This is a genomic window from Roseobacter sp. EG26, assembly GCF_049830555.1.
Taxonomy (GTDB): domain Bacteria; phylum Pseudomonadota; class Alphaproteobacteria; order Rhodobacterales; family Rhodobacteraceae; genus Roseobacter.
On sequence record NZ_JBNBLH010000001.1, the window covers coordinates 1,011,700 to 1,028,430 of the forward strand.

Sequence of the window (16,731 nt, forward strand, 5' to 3'; positions counted from 1 at the left end):
GGCGGGGAAAGCAAACTTGCCATTCCCATAATTTTTTCGAAAAGAAGCGTGTAATCACACTCTCACTTCCCCTTTTCGAAAGATTTTCCCATGACGGATGTTCATTGGGCTGTTTTTGCCCTTCGCGATTTAAATCAAGCTCTGGATCAGCGTCGCTATGACGTTGCCTCGCACCATATCAATGATGCAATTTACGCAATCATTGCGCGGGATGCGCAAGACAGCCCGGTCAAGCATGGTCTCAGAGAACTTCAGGCCGACGCGCTGAAGGGCTAATCCGGGCCGCGTTGGCTCAGGGTACAGGTGTCACGCGTTTGAGATAGGCGGCGAGGGCGGCACGGTCGGCTTCGGGCAATTGCGCCAGGTTCTCGATCACCTCCACCATCTCGCCGCCAGCGCTGTCGTAATCCGGTGTGAACCCTGTCGTCAGATAGGCAACAATATCGGTTTCCGACCAGTCCAGGGCCGCCGGCGTGATGTTGGGTATCTTGCCTTTGCCAGAAGGGTTGGGCGCACCGGCCAGCCAGCGGGATCGGTCCAGACCTCCCAGCGCGTTTCGCGGAGTGTGGCATTCGGTGCAATGTCCGAGCCCTTCTGCAAGATACCGTCCGCGTTCTTCGGCTTCTGTCAACGCGCCGACAACCTGATACTCCCTGAGGAAAAACAGAATTTTCCACCCGCCAACCGCGCGTCTGATCGAAAAGGGAAAGCCCACATCATGGGCCAAGCTGGGTGTCGCGTCGGCAGGCAGCGTCTGCATGTAGGCAAAAAGATCTGCAATGTCCTGAGCGGTCATCTTGGCATAGGCGGTGTAGGGGAATGCGGGGAAGTAGTGCTTGCCATCAGGGGAGACGCCCCGGGTCAAAGCCTGTGCAAATTGCTGCCGCGTCCAGTCGCCGATGCCCGCCGAGCTGTCCGTAGAGATGTTTGGTGCGTAAAACGTGCCAAAATCACTGGGAAAACTGCGCCCGCCCGACAAGGTCAGTTTTGCGTCTCCCGTTGCGTCCGGAGCGGCGTGGCAAGACGCACATCCCCCGGCAGCAAAGACCAGGGCACCGGCCTGCGTATCGGTGATGGTGACAGCATCAAAAGCCACTTCTGAGCGGTCGGGCCGGGTCACCAATAGACCGACCAGAACGCCCAATACGGCACAGAAGATCGCGAAACGCAGAAGTGCTTTCATCCAGGCTGCTTAGTTTTTGGGGCCGCGATACGCCTTGTGGCAGGTCCCGCAACTGTCGCCAATGGCCTTCATGGATGCTTGCAAGGAGGCAAGATCGGTACCGGCTGCAGAAACCATTGCCGCCGCTGCTGTTTCCAGCCCCTGTGCCGCCTTGTCAAAGCCTGCGGCATCCGTCCAGATGTCAGGTTTTGCCCGTGTCCCATCTACGGTCCCCTGCACCGAGCCTTCCAGCCAAAGAATGCTGCGGTCGAGCTTTGCAACCGCTGCAAGGTTGGATGCTGCCGCACTGGCCGTCGCGCTGTCATATGGCACAGTCCCCTTGGCCATATCTCCCAGAAGGGCGGTGTTAAAGCTGATCAATTTCATTTGAGCCTGCCGGGCGCTAATGGCGGCCTGTAGCGCTTTGTCAGCATGTCCGTCGCCTATCGCCGATCCGGCAATCGCTGTTATTGCAAGGCTGGCTGCAAGAGGCAAAACAAACAACTTCTTCATGTCAATCTCCTGTTGTGGCTGGGATCACGCTAGCACGGGTCCTGGCCGCAACGGTATCACGAATTCGGGAACTTTGCCCGCGGGTCAATTTCCCGGTCCAAGTCATCGCTCAGATGCCGCCCTCAGCAAGTCGGGATGAACCCGTCATGCTTCCGGTCTATTCAGCTTCCGTAAAACGCACCTTGCCGATGAAGGGCAGGTTGCGGTTACGTTGCGCGAAATCAATGCCATACCCCACGACAAATTCATCGGGTATCTCGAACCCGGTCCAGCTTGCCTTGAAATCGACCTCGCGGCGGCTGGGTTTATCCAGAAGGGCGATGGATTTGAGGCGCGCAGGCAGGCGGCTTTCAAGCAGATGTGTGACATGGTTCAACGTGTGGCCGGTATCTACGATGTCTTCGACCACCAGGACATCGCGGCCTTCAATGGCGCCTCGTAAATCCTTGAGAATACGCACTTCTCTGGAACTTTCCATACCATCGCCATAGCTTGAAGCCTCCAGGAAATCGACCTCGATGGGCAGGTCCAACTCGCGCACCAGGTCGGCGATGAAAACAAAGCTGCCACGCAACAGCCCCACGACGATCAGCTTGTCGGTACCCTCATATTCCTTCTGAATTTCGCGACAAAGGTCTTCGATCCGGGCGGCGATCGACTTGGCGGAGATCATTTCATCTATGACATAAGGACGCGAGGACATGGGTTAGACCTTGATATTGCAGGGCGGACATAGGACATGGATGGCTAACCTTCACAAGCCGACAAATCAATGCCAACCCACTCTGAAACTCGAACGCTCCCCTATACAGCCCAGCAAATGTACGATCTGGTTGCCGATGTGGGCAGTTATCCGGAATTTTTGCCATGGTGTTCGGCAGCACGCATCAAATCCGTGACACCGCAAGGTGATACAGAGGTCATGGAGGCCGATCTGGTGATCAGTTTCAAAGTCTTCCGCGAACGCTTCACCAGTCGCGTGGTCCTGATGCCCGCCGACCGAAAAATTGACACCGAATATCTCGATGGCCCGTTCAAATACATGAAGTCAAACTGGACCTTCAGGGATGTGGAGGGCGGAAGTGAGGTTAGCTTTTTCGTCGATTTCGCTTTCCGGAACATGATCTTGCAGCGGCTCATCGGTGTTGTTTTCAACGAAGCGATGCAGCGTGTCGTGCGTGCTTTTGAGGCCCGTGCAAAAGATCTCTACGGCGACGACAAGGCATGAACCCCGGGGGCAAGAGGCAGGGTCTGACATGAACATCACCGACGCACTTCTGGCCTTTTCAACAATTGACGCGGACCCCGAAGCGCGAGACATGATGCGCCTGTCGCTTTTCGATTGGGCGGCATGCGGCATGGCCGGGGCGGCGGAAACGGATTTTGCAGGCTTTTCCCGGCTTGTCCTGCAACAGGGCGGGACGGCGGAAGCGATGACGCTGCTTGGGTCCTCGATACCGGCAGCCGCTGCGGCATTGGTAAACGGCACCTTGAGCCATGCGTTGGATTTTGACGACACGCATTTCGCCCATATTGGCCACCCTTCCGTTGTCGTTGTGCCGGCAGCTTTGGCTGTTGCGCAAAAAAAAGGGTTGGGTTTTGATGCGATGCTGGATGCGGCACTGATTGGTGTCGAGGCGTCGATCCATGTTGGCCTTTGGCTGGGCCGGGATCACTATCAGATCGGCTTTCACCAAACCGCAACGGCGGGGGCCTTTGGTGCCACCCTCGCCGTCGCCCGTCTGCTGGGATTGACCAACCGCGAAACGCGCCATGCGCTGGGTCTTTGCGCCTCGATGGCATCGGGGGTGAAAGCGCAATTCGGCACGGCGGGAAAACCGCTCAATGCAGGTCTTGCGGCGCGCAGTGGCGTCGAGGCAGCACTTTGGGCGCATCAGGGCATGACCGCTGCATGGGATGGGCTGGACGGGCCGTCGGGGTTTGGGGACACACATCACGGATCCGCTCAGACAGAGCACCTGACCACTCTGGGAAGCGCGCCCTGGCATATCCTGTCGATCAGCCACAAATTTCACGCCTGCTGTCACGGGTTGCATGCGATGCTTGAGGCGATCGCGGGTGCCGCGCTCTCTCGCGACGACGTAAAGGCCGTTGCGATCACGACGCATCCACGCTGGATGTCGGTTTGCAACAAGGCGGACCCGACAACCGGTTTGGAGGCGAAATTCAGCTATCGCCATACGGCAGCGATGGCGCTCAGCGGCATTTCCACGTCTCGCCGTGAAATGTTCAGCGATGCAATGGCCAACGACCCGGCGCTTGGGGCACTGCGGCAAAAAATTCTGGTGCATGAGGATGCCAGGCTGTCGGAAATGCAGGCGAAGGTTCAGATCACGCGCCAAAACGGCGAGGTTGCAGAGTTTTCTCACGATCTCGCCGCGCCGATGCGCTTGGCAACGCGCCGGGAAAAACTGCAGATCAAGGCCCGCGATCTGGTGGGTGCAGAGATGGCGGATCAGATATGGGCGGCCATCGCTTCTGATGATTTTGCAGGGCTGTGCCTGATTCTGGGTGGGTCAAAGCGCTGATAAGAGCAGGCGCAACGCGTGATCTCTGGCCGCAAGTCGAACGTTTTCACGCCCCAATGGGCCAAAGTCCACGGTTTCGGCACGGATGCCTCCGTCTCTGGCCACGGCGAAACAGACCCGGCCTTCGGGTTTGTGTTCCGAGCCCCCGGGCCCGGCAATACCTGTGACCGAGACGCTGATGTCCGCATGGGATTCGGACCGCGCGCCGCGTGCCATCTCAATGGCGGTTTGTTCTGATACCGCGCCGAATTCACCAAGCGTTTCCGGGGTGACACCCAGCATTTCGATCTTGGCGCAATTGGCGTAGGTCACAAAACCACGCTCAACCACGGCGGAGGATCCGGGCACATCGGTCAGAGCCGCCGCGACCAGACCACCGGTACAGCTTTCCGCCGTGGCGATCATTTTTTTGGACGCGGCCGCTTTTTCAATGATCTGGGCGGCAAGTGTCACTGCAAGACCCCGTGATAAACCCCGCCGAGCACAAGGACGCCCAGGGCGGCAAAAACGCCGGCAATGACGTCATCTAGCATGACCCCCAGCGCGTCGCCGCGGCGATCCGCCCACCCCACAGGACCGGGTTTGAGAATGTCAAAAAAACGAAAAAGAACGAACGCCGCGATCCACCCCGGCCAAAAAGCAAGGATGTTGAGGCCCATGGACCACGCCATATAGGAGAGCGGTAAAATGGCGATCCATTGCCCCACGAGTTCGTCGACAACGATTTCCGATGGGTCGTGGTCATCGCCGCCGCGGGTCATTTGAGCCGTCGCCCACCAGCCTTTCAAAAAAGCGATGATGATGCCAAGGATCAGTAACGGAAACCCGCCCAGAACGTGGAGCAACCAGCCCCATGGCAGGGCTACCAGCGATCCCCAAGTGCCGGGTGCCGGGCGGATGTAGCCAACCCCCAGAACTGTTCCGATCAACGGTGCGAAACGCTTCATGCGGTCACCAATGCCGCAGTTGCAAGACAGGCGATGCCTTCGCCGCGTCCCGTGAAGCCCAGCTTTTCGGAGGTCGTTGCCTTGACCGAAATGCGTTCGATAGCGACGCCCGTCATTTCAGCCAGAGCCTCCCGCATTGTCTGCGCATGAGGGCCGATTTTCGGCTGCTCGCAAATCAACGTGCAATCAATGTTGGAGATGGCAAACCCGAGGTCGGCAGCCAGTTTCACGGCGTGGCGCAGAAAGATGTCGCTTGCGGCACCTTTCCATTGTGGGTCACTTGGCGGGAAATGCTGCCCGATGTCTCCGCGCGCCAAAGCGCCGTAGATGGCGTCGGTGATCGCATGCAGGGCGACATCTGCGTCGGAATGCCCCTGAAGACCCTGATCGTGCGGGATGTTGATGCCGCAGAGGGTCACATGATCCCCCGGCCCGAAGGCGTGCACGTCAAATCCATTACCCAGTCTGATGTCCATGACGCTCTCTCAAAATGCGTTCTGCCCGCCCGAAATCCTCCGGTACGGTGATTTTCAGGTTGTCTTCGCTACCATCGGTGATCACGATCTTCAATCCGGCTTGCCGTGCCAGGGCAACATCGTCTGAACCACCCTTGGGAAACGCCCGATGCGCGGCAAGGATCGCATCGACATGAAACCCTTGCGGCGTCTGGGCACGGTAGAGCGCTTTCCGGTCAACGATATCTGAAACCTGGCCCGCGTCCCCGCGCCACAAGGTATCGACAACAGGCACAGCTGGTGCTGCGGCAGGCGCGGTTTTCAAGGCTGCCAGCACGCCGTCGATGACCTGCGCGGTCACGCAAGGTCGCGCGGCATCATGGATCAGGACCTGATCGCAGGCCCCTTCAAGAACTTCCAGACCGGCGCGAACGGAGGCGCTGCGGGTAGCGCCTCCGGTAACGACATCTGCGGCGGGCGTTCCGGGCCAGACGTCCTGTTGGACGTCATCGGGATGCAGAACAAGAATGAGCCTGTGAATGCCCGGATGATCGGCAAAAACCTGTAGCGCGTGCTGCGCGCTTGTGCGCCCTGCCAAGGGGCGCCATTGCTTGGGCAGTCCACCGCCCGCGCGGTGACCCCGACCCGCAGCAACGATAATGGCCGCGACCTTCATATGCTCGAATACCCTGTCATAGAGATGTGTCTATGGCTTTGTCCGCGCGGTGGCAAATGGCGATTAATATGCCTAATAATTAGGCAACATGAATTCAATGCCGCCACGGAAGGGCTGGAAACATTGAGGTAATGCACGGCAATAGATAGCCTATGCCCCAGTGCACAAGGATTAAGCAAGTGACAACCGCTGCTCTGCCGTTTGATTTGAAAACGCCCGTTTTGCTGGCGCCCATGGCTGGAATCACCGATCTGCCGTTTCGGTCATTGGTCGCCGGCTTTGGCGCGGGGCTGGTGGTCTCGGAGATGGTCGCCAGTCACGATATGCTGAATGCCCGCCCGGGCAGCCGGGAAAAGGCGGAGCTGGGTTTGGGAGAGGTTGGCACGGCCGTTCAGCTGGCCGGGCGTGAAGCGGCACCGATGGCCGAGGCTGCCCGCATGGTCGAAGGGCAGGGCGCGCAGGTGATCGACATCAACATGGGCTGTCCTGCCAAGAAGGTGACGCAGGGCTATTCCGGCTCGGCGCTGATGCGCACGCCGGATCACGCGCTGACCCTGATCGAGGCTGTGGTCAGGGCAGTGAACATTCCGGTCACACTTAAGACGCGCTTGGGCTGGGACGACAACTTGCTGAATGCGCCGGATATCGCGCGCCGGGCCGAGGCTGCCGGTATCCGGATGATCACCATCCACGGGCGTACGCGGTGCCAGTTCTACAAGGGTCAGGCCGATTGGGCCGCCATTCGCAATGTCAAAAACGCCGTGGAAATTCCGGTGATCGCAAATGGAGATATTGTCGATGCCGCATCGGCTGCGCGCGCTCTGGAGCGTTCGGGGGCGGATGGCGTCATGGTCGGGCGCGGCGCGCGGGGCAAACCCTGGTTGCTGGCACAAATCGCCCACGACCTCTTTGGCCACCGAGCGCCGGTGATCCCCAAAGGTCGCGATTTCGCGGATCTTGTGCTGGGGCACTATGAGGCGATGATCCGCTTCTACGGGGAAACCCTTGGTCTGCGGGTCGCCCGAAAACACCTTGGCTGGTACATGGATACCTGTGGCACGCCTGCTGATCAGCGGCGCGCGGTACTGACGGCACCGGACGTGCGATCAACCTCTGCGCTGATTGCTGACGCTTGCACCGCGCCTGACGTGGTGGCTGCATGAATTCGGACAGCTCAATCTGGGCCAGCCTGCCGGTCCCGACCCTGATCATTGGGCCGGACAATCAAATTGTCGACATCAACTCCGCCGCCGAAGGCTTTCTCAACGTTTCCGCGAAATCCGTGCGCGATGTGCCGGTATGGGACCAGGTTGCGGTCAACGATCCGCTGGAGACCGCCTTCGAACGCGCGCGATCCAGCGGCACACCGCTCTTTGTGAATGACGTCGATGTCGGTAGCGGGCAGCGCGCGCCCATGCAATCCGATTTGCAGATTGCACCTTTGAACGGCACCCCGGGGCATATGATCCTGATGATCTCACCGCGAGAACTCGCCGGACGCATGACGCAGAATCACTCGGTGAAATCGGCGGCCAAGTCGGCGATCGGCATGGCTGAAATGCTGGCGCATGAGATAAAAAACCCGCTGGCCGGGATCACCGGGGCGGCGCAACTGCTGAGCATGAACCTTGGCGCGGAGGATCTCGAACTCACCGATCTGATCGTTGAGGAGAGCCGTCGGATCGTCAAACTTCTGGGGCAGGTCGAGCAATTCGGCAACTTGTCCGTGCCGGATTTTCAACCGGTCAACATACACGATGTTCTGGACCGGGCGCGGCGTTCCGCGCTGCTGGGGTTCGGTGCGCATATGAAGATCATCGAGGATTACGATCCCTCTTTGCCGCTGGCCTTCGGCGATCCTGACCAGCTGTTGCAGGTGGTGCTGAACCTGTTGAAAAACGCCTCCGAAGCGTCGGGCGGGGCGGCGGGCACCATCCGCCTGCACAGCTATTTCGAGCATTCTTTCCGTCTGCGCAGGTCGGATGGGTCAGGCAAATCACTGCCCCTGCAAATTGAGATCATCGACGACGGTCCCGGTCTGCCGGAAAACATCAAGGGCGATGTTTTTGACCCCTTTGTTTCGGGTCGGGAGAATGGCACCGGGCTTGGGCTGGCGCTTGTTAGCAAGATCATTTCCGATCACGACGGGTGGATTTCTGTCACCTCTGTGCCCGGTAAAACGGTTTTTCGAATTTCACTCTCACGCGCACCGGAAACTGCCGCGTGACGGATACTCAGGAGACGTAAGATATGGATGGCACGGTACTTGTCGCCGATGACGACAGAACGATCCGCACTGTTCTGACCCAGGCCCTGACACGGGCAGGGTGCAAGGTGCATGCGACATCCAGCCTGACCACCCTGATGCGATGGGTCGGTGAGGGCAAAGGCGATGTGGTGATCTCTGACGTGATGATGCCGGACGGTAATGGATTGGAAATGCTGCCAAAAATCGCTGAGGATCGCCCGGGACTGCCGGTGATCGTGATCTCTGCGCAAAACACCATCATGACGGCCATTCAAGCCGCAGAGGCGGAAGCCTATGACTACCTGCCCAAGCCCTTTGACCTGCCTGATCTGATGAAACGAACGGCGCGTGCACTGGAGGCGCGACCCCAAAGCCCTGCGGCAAGCTCAAGCTCGGACGGGCGTCCGGATGAGCTGCCTCTGGTCGGGCGCACCGCTGTCATGCAATCGCTCTATAGGGTTGTGGCCCGGGTCATGAACACAGACCTCCCCGTGCTGATCTGGGGCGAGTCTGGCACAGGGAAATCTTTGATTGCCAGGGCCATTCATGATTTCTCTGATCGCCGCAACCTGCCGTTTATCACCGCTGCGGCCGCAGATCTTCTCGACCTCGAAGGTCCCGCCCGTTTGTTGGCGCGGGTCAAAGGTGGCACGCTTTTGATCGAGGAAATCGCTGATTTACCCGCTGAGTTGCAAGCCAGGTTGGTCCATATGATGGACACACCGGGAGACTATCAGCCGCGTTTTCTCGCAACCAGTCAGACCGATCTGAACGATGCGATGGAGGCGGGGCAGGTCCGCAAGGATCTCTATTACCGGCTCAGTGGCGCGACACTTACCGTTCCTGCCCTGCGCGAACGGGTTGATGACATCCCGGTTCTGGCGGAGCATTTCCTCGCGAAAGCCGAGGCTGCGGGCAGCGCTGCGCGACAGCTGTCAGCACAGGCCAGCGAGATTTTTCGCAATTACAGCTGGCCGGGAAACGTCCGGCAGCTTGAAAATGCCGTCCGGCGGCTGGGGCTGACCAGCCGCGCCCCGGAAATTTCGGCAAGCGAGGTCGAACAGGTTTTGGGTGCCCAGCCCGACCTCGAACCGATGCGCACGGCTGGCAACACGGAGAAACTCGGCGCGTCGGTTGAGCGTCACCTGAGGCGGTATTTCGACCTTCACGGGAACATGTTGCCGCCCGCCGGGCTCTACACGCGCATTTTGCGGGAAGTCGAAGCGCCGTTGATCGGGATTGCACTTGAGGCGACGGGCGGAAATCAGGCAAAATGCGCCGATTTGCTTGGGATTAACCGAAATACCCTGCGAAAGAAGATCACAAATCTCGATATAGAGGTGACACGCCGCCGCAAATTGATGTAAAACGGCCACACAAAGCGTGGCCATTGGGGGACACCCCTGATCAGGACCACAAAATAGAGCGGTCAGGCGTGAAAGCGCCACATCATTTGTGAGGGCATCGGGTGACTCCCCGTGTAGAAAGGACACTATGGCTGCGGCTCGGGCGTTTGCGCCGGATCAGGCGCGTGCGCAATGCCGCGACATTGGGCCTTGTTCTGCTGGGGCCGTTGCTGACGCTGTCGACATATCTGGTATTGGGGCCGTTGGGTCAGGCGGGAAACACCCCAAGCTTGCGACTGATCCTGCTGGCCGATCTGGTCTACATTCTGGTGGTCGCGGCATTGGTATTGGCGCAGGTCGGTCGGCTGGTGGCTGCCCGTCGGGCCAAGTCCGCCGGATCGCGGCTGCACCTTCGGCTGACCGGGGTTTTTGCGCTGCTTGCCCTGATCCCAACGGTGACGGTTGCAATTTTTGCAGGGCTGACCATCAATGTAGGGCTCGAAGGCTGGTTTTCTGATCGCGTGCGTGAGGTGGTCGGTAATTCGCTGGCCGCGGCTCAGGCCTATGAGGCGGAACAGCGTCTTGATCTTTCCGAAGACGCGCGGGTTCTGGCCAGCAGCATCGATCAGGCCCGCCGTTCCGGCGTTCTGATATCCGACAGCGAGCTGCTGAGCGAAGGTCAGCGGCAAATCCAACGTGGGCTTCGTGAGGCCTACCTTATTGATGGGACAAGAGAAATCCGGGCGCGAGGGGATCGCTCCTACCTCTTTGACTATGAGCCACCAACAGAAGCACAGATGCGCGATGCCGATAGCGAGGACGTCGTGATCATTGAGGATTGGGGCAATAATGAGTTCCGTGCGTTGGTGCGATTGTCGGCTTTTGTTGACCGTTTTCTCTTTGTAAGCCGGGATGTCGATGGCGAGATTCTGTCGCTGCTTGATGAAACACAGGAAACCGTACGTCTCTACCAGCAACTGGAAAGCGAACGCGGGCGACTGCTCTTTGAGTTCGGTCTGTTGTATCTTGCTTTTGCTCTCATCCTGATCCTCGCGGCAATCTGGTTGGGTCTGTGGTTCGCCGAGCGGCTCTCGGGACCGGTGGGGCGTCTGACCGGTGCGGCGCAGCAGGTTGGGGCCGGGGATCTGAACGTTCAGGTGCGCGAAGGCGAGGGCGACGATGAAATCGCCATGCTTGGGCGCTATTTCAACCAAATGACACGCCAGCTTAAAGCCCAACGGGACACGCTGGTGGAAAATACCCAGCAGATTGAACGCCGTCGCCGGTTGTTTGATTCGGTTCTGAGTTCCGTCACCTCCGGCGTCGTGGGGCTGGACCCGCAGGGCAGGGTGACATTTGTCAATAAGTCTGCCGAGAGATTGCTGGACTGGCAAGGCGGGCAGGAATCACTGGCCATCAAGGTCGCGGTCCCCGAATTTGGACCGCTTTTCGAAGAAATCGTGCGATCACGCAACGAGGTCGCGCAGGGTGAGGTCAAGGTGTCCAGGCAACGCCGCCTGGAAAATCTGCTGGTGCGCATGGCGACGCGGCGATCTCAGGACGGCACATTGGAGGGCTATGTTGTCGCCTTTGATGATGTGACGGATCTGGTCAGCGCACAGCGCATGGCCGCTTGGGGGGACGTCGCCCGCCGCATCGCCCATGAGATCAAGAACCCGCTCACGCCGATCCAGCTTTCGGCCGAGCGCATCAAACGCAAGTTCTCTCCCAAAGTTGGCGATGAGAGTGAAACACTTGAGCAGATGACCGATGTCATCGTGCGCCAGACCGGAGATTTGCGCCGTATCGTTGATGAGTTCTCAAAATTTGCCCGCATGCCGGAACCGGAGCGCACGGCGCTGAACCTGACCGATCTGGTGCGGGATGCGGTCCTGTTGCAGCAGACCGGTCAGCCGGATGTGTCCATCAGAGCCGATTTGCCGGACAGCGAGATTACTGCCGATCTGGATGCCACGATGATCAGTCAGGCCCTGACAAATCTGATCAAGAACGCCGGTGAAGCCATTGATTCTCTAAAGGAAAAAGGTGCGCCAGAAGATCATTCACCTCAAATCGACGTGCAGCTTACGGTCGCTGGATCGCGTGCACGGATCTCGATTGCGGACAATGGTATTGGGCTGCCGGAAGACCGGGCGCGCTTGTTTGAACCCTATGTGACAACGCGCAGCGAAGGCACCGGTTTGGGCCTGCCCATCGTCAAGAAGATCATCGAAGAGCACGGCGGCAGCCTTTCTCTCGAAGACGCACCGGTCTTTGAAGGCCAAACCCATTCAGGGGCCATGGCGGTGATTTCGCTGCCCTGTAGCCCTGTCACCACAGACCCGTCCCTCGCCCAGGAAGGAACTTGAGCTATGAGCGATATTCTCATTGTAGATGATGAACGTGACATCCGGGAGTTGATCTCGGACATTCTGAAGGATGAAGGCTACGCCACGCGGCTTGCCGGTAATTCTGACGATGCCATGGCGGCGATTAACGCCGAAGCCCCCGCCCTGATCATTCTCGACATCTGGCTGAAGGACAGCCGCATGGACGGGATCGATATTCTCAAGACTGTGAAACAGGACAATCCGGATGTCCCGGTGGTGATTATTTCCGGCCACGGCAATATCGAAATCGCTGTCGCAGCGATCAAGCAGGGCGCTTATGATTTCATCGAAAAGCCCTTCAATATTGACCAATTGCTTGTGGTCATCCGACGGGCCATGGAAACTTCGCGACTGCGGCGCGAGAACCAAAGCCTGCGGCGGCGCGATGTCACGAAATCGGAAATGATCGGGACATCCGCCTCTTTCCGCACGGTTGTCGGTCAGCTCGACAAGGTGACGAAATCCAACGGTCGGGTGATGCTGACGGGCCCTGCGGGCTGTGGCAAGGAAGTCGCGGCGCGCTACATCCATGCCAATTCGAACCGGGCCTCTGCGCCCTTTGTCACCGTGAATTGTGCCGGTGTGGAACCGGAACGCATGGAAGAAGTGCTTTTTGGCAAGGAGACTCCGGAGCGGGGGGTCGAGCCGGGCCTTCTGGAGGAGGCGCATGGCGGCGTCATCTATTTCGACGAAGTGGCCGATATGCCGATCGGGTCGCAATCCAAGATACTCAGGGTGCTGGTGGATCAGCAATTCCAGCGCGTTGGCGGCAATGACAAGGTGCGCGTGGATTTGCGTGTCATTTCCTCAACCAACCGCGATCTGGAGCAGGCGATTGCCGCAGGCACCTTCCGCGAAGAGCTTTATCACCGGCTCAACGTGGTACCGATTGCCGTCCCGTCGCTGGAGGAGCGTCGCGAGGATATCCCGGCGCTGGCAGATCACTTCATTTCCGAGATGAACACGGTTCAGGGCCTGCCGCTGCGCACGCTCAGCGATGATGCCATTGCCTTGATGCAGACAATGGTCTGGCCGGGGAATGTGCGTCAGCTCAAGAACCTGATTGAGCGGGTATTGATCCTCGGGGATGGTACGGGACCCATTGAGGCGCGCGAACTTCCGGGTGTCGATGAAGGCAATAATGACGACAGCCGTGTCGTGCTTTCCGGGGCGCTCGCCACGCTCGCCCTGCGCGAAGCCCGCGAAGCTTTCGAGCGGGAATATCTGCTGACACAGATCAATCGGTTTGGCGGCAATATTTCACGAACTGCAAATTTTGTCGGCATGGAACGGTCGGCCCTGCACCGCAAACTGAAGTCTCTGGGGGTCGTGACATCGGCCAAATCCGGAACGCGCGTTGCGCATGTGGACGAAGAGGCCGATGCGGCGGAATAGCCGGTTACGGCGCAATTTCCGCCAGAATATCAACGCCCTGCATCTTCAGGAAATGCAGCATGTCGATGAAAATCCAGTTTTCCGCCAGTTTATCCCCTGAGCGGCGATAGACATCCACGACGCGCATATCGGCGCGAACATCATTCGCCGGGATGCCCATGAAACCGTTGGTGTTGGTCAGTGTCAGATTGGGCCAGCCGAAGAAACCGCCATAGTGCCCCTCGCTCATGCGGCACAAATGGCCATTGAAAGCCCGCCCCGACAGACCGTTGCGAAACGGCCCCTGATGCTGATCAATATAGCGATCAATTGTGTAGGTGGCGCCGATCCCGGCGGGCCCCCACCAGATCATGTCATCGGTCCAGTCACTCGCCAGTTCATCATGCGGGGTGGGAGGTTTTTCCGCCGCATTGGCGTGATCAATCGAGCCGATCAATTGATTGATCAGGGCAAGCGTCTTGTCGGTTTCCGTTTGTGGTTGACCGGATGCCACGATCCCATCGTGGGTCATCGGACCCGGTTGCACCACATGGACGCCGGTCTGAGGGGCCCGAAGCGGGTTGAGACCCGCCTGTAGCATTAGATGCAATAAATCCACGAACAGCGCCGATCTGGTAATGCGCCCGTTCTCGACCTTGTTGAATTCAGCGTAGCGCAGGAAGGCCATTTTCCTTGTTGCGGGGATGTTGAGAAAGGGGCTGTCAAAAAGCCCCATGAGATGGCCCATGGAGCAGGTCCAGTGACCCTGGAAACCGTCGATTTCATTCAACCCGGCAAAAAAGATGTCTTCGCGCCGTTGCACACGCGAAAAAGCGCTGAGGAAAGGCGCCCAGAACGCCTCTGCAATAGCCGCGGGTCCGGATTGTTCGTGAAAAGGGTGCATCCCGTACCAATGACAGTTTGCAGCATGCGATTGGCCCAGAATGTCAGCGACATTCCCGGCGGTCGCTTGTGTCATCGCGGTATAATGGGATTGCACCACGGATTTTACGGATTGCACGGTGTCTGTGGGGGGATTCGAAATATTCATATGGCGAAGGATTAGAAAGCTCGCGTGGGGGTTTCCAGCCCAAAAGCGACCAACCTATCGTGCTTGGGTCACAATCTGCCAGGTTTTGTCCTTGTTGCGGATCGCACAGCTGCGTGACGACAGTCGCGGCAATACTGCTGTGGCACCCTGAGGGGCAGCGTTCGAGATATTGGCAGGGCAATTGGGCACGGTCACGCGGGCAAATCCCTTTTCAGCCATGCATTGTTGCTCCGCGCGACCCCGCAGGCTGGCATTGACATCGACCGTGTAGACGTCACCGGGAACATAGTAACCGCCCCGGTTGTAGCAATGCCCTTCGGCATTGCAGTACCGTCGCCCGGGAATGTAACGGGGTGGATCACGGCGGATCTGATTTGCTACGGGAACGTCCTTCAGAGATTTGATTTCACAAGATAAAAGATCAGATTGCATTCGTGTGACCGCAACACCTTCGCGATGATAGATCGTCAGGGGCGCGCAGCTGACAAGTACAAGCGGGCCCAGCAAAAGGGCAGATCGGATATTGAATTTCCTCATGGGACCAATCTGCCCTGATTTTGCGCGCAGGACAATTGAATTGACCCTCCATGGACCATCTGCCATTCAGAAGACCGCGAAAAGGTCGAAGGACGCAAAGCGCATGAAAGTGATCATCTGTGGCGCCGGGCAGGTTGGGTGGCAAATCGCGCGCCATCTTTCGGGCGAACGCAATGATGTCACGGTTGTAGACAACAATCCCGACCTGGTACGCCGCGCGACAGATACGCTGGACGTACAGGGAATCGCGGGTTTTGCAAGCTACCCGGACGTGCTGGACAGGGCCGGGGCGCGGGATGCTGAGATGATTATCGCCGCGACCCATTCCGACGAGGTCAATATGGTCACCTGTCAGGTGGCGCATTCGGTCTTCGGGATCAATCGAAAGATCGCCCGCCTGCGCAGTCAATCCTATCTCAACGCGATTTATTCCGACCTTTACCGCCGCAACCACATGCCGATCGACGTGGTGATCAGCCCTGAAAAGGAAGTGGCCGCTGCCGCCCTGCAACGTCTGTCGGCACCCGCTGCATTCGACACGGAAACCTTCATGAACGGCCAGGCGCATCTGATGGGTATTTCCATCGAAGAGGAATGCCCGGTCGTCAACACGCCCCTGCGGCAACTGACCGATCTCTTTTCAACGCTGCGGGCCACGGTTGTCGCGGTTCGGCGGGACGGCTCGCTGTTCGCGCCCGACGCCAATGACCAGATTTTCGTCGGCGACGAATGCTACGTCTTCTCTCATGCCAATGATATTCCGCGCACGTTGGAAATTTTTGGCAAGAAAGTCGCAAAGCAGGACCGCGTCGTTCTGGTGGGGGGGGGCAATGTCGGGTTGGCCGTGGCCCAGACGCTCGAAGCGCGCGCCAAGCGCGTCCGGGCCAAGGTGATCGAGAAAAACCGCATCTGCGCAGAAAAGGCCGCCGAAGCGCTGGAACGCACGATTGTGTTGAACGGCGATGGTCTGGATGCGGCGCTGCTGGCTGAGGCCGGAATTTCGCGTGCCGATGCGATGCTGGCGATCACCGACGATGACAAAACCAACATGCTGGCCTGCGTGCGCGCCAAAGCCGAAGGCTGCCCCTATACCATCGCATTGATCAATGATCCGACGCTTGTGCCGCTGATGATCCCGCTGGGCATCGACGCCTACATCAACCCGCGCGCCACAACGGTGAGCTCGATCCTGCGGCATATTCGTCACGGACGGGTCCGCGCGGTTTATTCCATTGGCGATGCGGAAGCCGAGGTGATCGAGGCAGAGGTGCTCTCGACGTCACCCCTGGCGGGCAAGCGGATCTCCGAGATCGATTTTCCCGAAGGCGTGCTTGTCGGTGCGGTGCGCAAGGGAGAAGAGGTTATCCGCCCCATGGGCAGCACGCGGATCGACGAAGGTGACGTGATTGCGATCTTTGCGCTGGCGGAGGATGTCCCGGAGGTGGAGCGGCTGATGCAGGTCTCCATCGATTTCTTCTGATCC

The 16,731-nt window shown here is 58.8% G+C and carries 18 protein-coding genes; 9 read left to right on the plus strand and 9 right to left on the minus strand.

The features are described from left to right. The first annotated feature begins 90 nt into the window (after positions 1–90). Positions 91–276: a hypothetical protein gene (locus tag ACOTTU_RS04995; protein WP_298918161.1), complete on the plus strand. Its 186-nt coding sequence runs from the start codon at positions 91–93 to the stop codon at positions 274–276. Positions 277–292: 16 nt separating this feature from the next. On the opposite strand, the gene ACOTTU_RS05000 is transcribed toward ACOTTU_RS04995, so the two are convergent. The 3 genes from ACOTTU_RS05000 to hpt all read right to left on the minus strand — a co-directional run bounded on the left by ACOTTU_RS05000 (position 293) and on the right by hpt (position 2,378). Continuing rightward, the gene (locus ACOTTU_RS05000) at positions 293–1,183 is read right to left on the minus strand and encodes a c-type cytochrome (protein WP_425656288.1); all 891 of its coding nucleotides are present in this window, start codon (positions 1,181–1,183) and stop codon (positions 293–295) included. Between the two features lie 9 nt (positions 1,184–1,192). Next, positions 1,193–1,675: a c-type cytochrome gene (locus tag ACOTTU_RS05005; RefSeq protein ID WP_425656289.1), complete on the minus strand. Its 483-nt coding sequence runs from the start codon at positions 1,673–1,675 to the stop codon at positions 1,193–1,195. Between the two features lie 157 nt (positions 1,676–1,832). Further along, positions 1,833–2,378, minus strand: a complete 546-nt coding sequence (gene hpt, locus ACOTTU_RS05010) for a hypoxanthine phosphoribosyltransferase (RefSeq protein WP_425656290.1) — start codon at positions 2,376–2,378, stop codon at positions 1,833–1,835. A 69-nt stretch (positions 2,379–2,447) separates the two neighbouring features. On the opposite strand from hpt, the gene ACOTTU_RS05015 reads away from it, so the two are divergent. Next, complete coding sequence (locus ACOTTU_RS05015; protein WP_425656291.1) at positions 2,448–2,903, plus strand: type II toxin-antitoxin system RatA family toxin; 456 nt, start codon at positions 2,448–2,450, stop codon at positions 2,901–2,903. A gap of 28 nt (positions 2,904–2,931) precedes the next feature. Continuing rightward, entirely contained in the window at positions 2,932–4,224 is a 1,293-nt protein-coding gene (locus tag ACOTTU_RS05020; protein WP_425656292.1) for an MmgE/PrpD family protein, read from the plus strand. Here ACOTTU_RS05020 and ACOTTU_RS05025 read toward each other — a convergent pair. From ACOTTU_RS05025 to ispD, 4 genes are read right to left on the minus strand one after another with little or no spacing between them, the layout of a single operon-like run. Then, positions 4,213–4,677, minus strand: a complete 465-nt coding sequence (locus ACOTTU_RS05025) for a CinA family protein (protein ID WP_425656293.1) — start codon at positions 4,675–4,677, stop codon at positions 4,213–4,215. The two genes, ACOTTU_RS05020 and ACOTTU_RS05025, sit on opposite strands and share 12 nt — an antisense overlap. After that, positions 4,674–5,171, minus strand: a complete 498-nt coding sequence (locus ACOTTU_RS05030) for a phosphatidylglycerophosphatase A family protein (protein WP_425656294.1) — start codon at positions 5,169–5,171, stop codon at positions 4,674–4,676. Before ACOTTU_RS05030 ends, ACOTTU_RS05025 begins: the two co-directional genes overlap by 4 nt. Then, on the minus strand, positions 5,168–5,647 hold the full coding sequence (gene ispF / locus ACOTTU_RS05035) for a 2-C-methyl-D-erythritol 2,4-cyclodiphosphate synthase (RefSeq protein WP_425656295.1): 480 nt from the start codon (positions 5,645–5,647) through the stop codon (positions 5,168–5,170). Before ispF ends, ACOTTU_RS05030 begins: the two co-directional genes overlap by 4 nt. Next, positions 5,628–6,302, minus strand: a complete 675-nt coding sequence (ispD, locus tag ACOTTU_RS05040) for a 2-C-methyl-D-erythritol 4-phosphate cytidylyltransferase (RefSeq protein ID WP_425656296.1) — start codon at positions 6,300–6,302, stop codon at positions 5,628–5,630. Before ispD ends, ispF begins: the two co-directional genes overlap by 20 nt. Positions 6,303–6,481: 179 nt before the next feature. Between ispD and dusB the strand changes: the two genes are divergently transcribed. The 5 genes from dusB to ACOTTU_RS05065 all read left to right on the plus strand — a co-directional run bounded on the left by dusB (position 6,482) and on the right by ACOTTU_RS05065 (position 13,681). Then, a complete protein-coding gene (dusB, locus tag ACOTTU_RS05045; protein WP_425656297.1) occupies positions 6,482–7,465 on the plus strand; it encodes a tRNA dihydrouridine synthase DusB in 984 nt (327 codons plus the stop codon). Continuing rightward, positions 7,462–8,529: a two-component system sensor histidine kinase NtrB gene (locus tag ACOTTU_RS05050; protein WP_298918189.1), complete on the plus strand. Its 1,068-nt coding sequence runs from the start codon at positions 7,462–7,464 to the stop codon at positions 8,527–8,529. Before dusB ends, ACOTTU_RS05050 begins: the two co-directional genes overlap by 4 nt. 23 nt (positions 8,530–8,552) lie before the next feature. Beyond that, entirely contained in the window at positions 8,553–9,917 is a 1,365-nt protein-coding gene (locus tag ACOTTU_RS05055) for a response regulator (protein ID WP_425656298.1), read from the plus strand. A 101-nt stretch (positions 9,918–10,018) separates the two neighbouring features. Continuing rightward, on the plus strand, positions 10,019–12,265 hold the full coding sequence (locus ACOTTU_RS05060; protein WP_425656299.1) for an ATP-binding protein: 2,247 nt from the start codon (positions 10,019–10,021) through the stop codon (positions 12,263–12,265). Positions 12,266–12,268: 3 nt separating this feature from the next. Further along, positions 12,269–13,681 carry a sigma-54-dependent transcriptional regulator gene (locus ACOTTU_RS05065; RefSeq protein ID WP_425656300.1) on the plus strand — a complete coding sequence of 471 codons (1,413 nt, stop codon included), beginning with the start codon at positions 12,269–12,271 and terminating at the stop codon, positions 13,679–13,681. Between the two features lie 4 nt (positions 13,682–13,685). On the opposite strand, the gene ACOTTU_RS05070 is transcribed toward ACOTTU_RS05065, so the two are convergent. Both ACOTTU_RS05070 and ACOTTU_RS05075 read right to left on the minus strand, forming a co-directional pair. After that, a complete protein-coding gene (locus ACOTTU_RS05070; RefSeq protein WP_425656301.1) occupies positions 13,686–14,639 on the minus strand; it encodes a nuclear transport factor 2 family protein in 954 nt (317 codons plus the stop codon). Positions 14,640–14,765: 126 nt separating this feature from the next. Further along, positions 14,766–15,248, minus strand: a complete 483-nt coding sequence (locus ACOTTU_RS05075; RefSeq protein WP_425656302.1) for a hypothetical protein — start codon at positions 15,246–15,248, stop codon at positions 14,766–14,768. 103 nt (positions 15,249–15,351) lie between these two features. On the opposite strand from ACOTTU_RS05075, the gene trkA reads away from it, so the two are divergent. Next, positions 15,352–16,728: a Trk system potassium transporter TrkA gene (gene trkA, locus ACOTTU_RS05080; protein ID WP_298918205.1), complete on the plus strand. Its 1,377-nt coding sequence runs from the start codon at positions 15,352–15,354 to the stop codon at positions 16,726–16,728. The last annotated feature ends 3 nt before the right edge of the window (positions 16,729–16,731 follow it).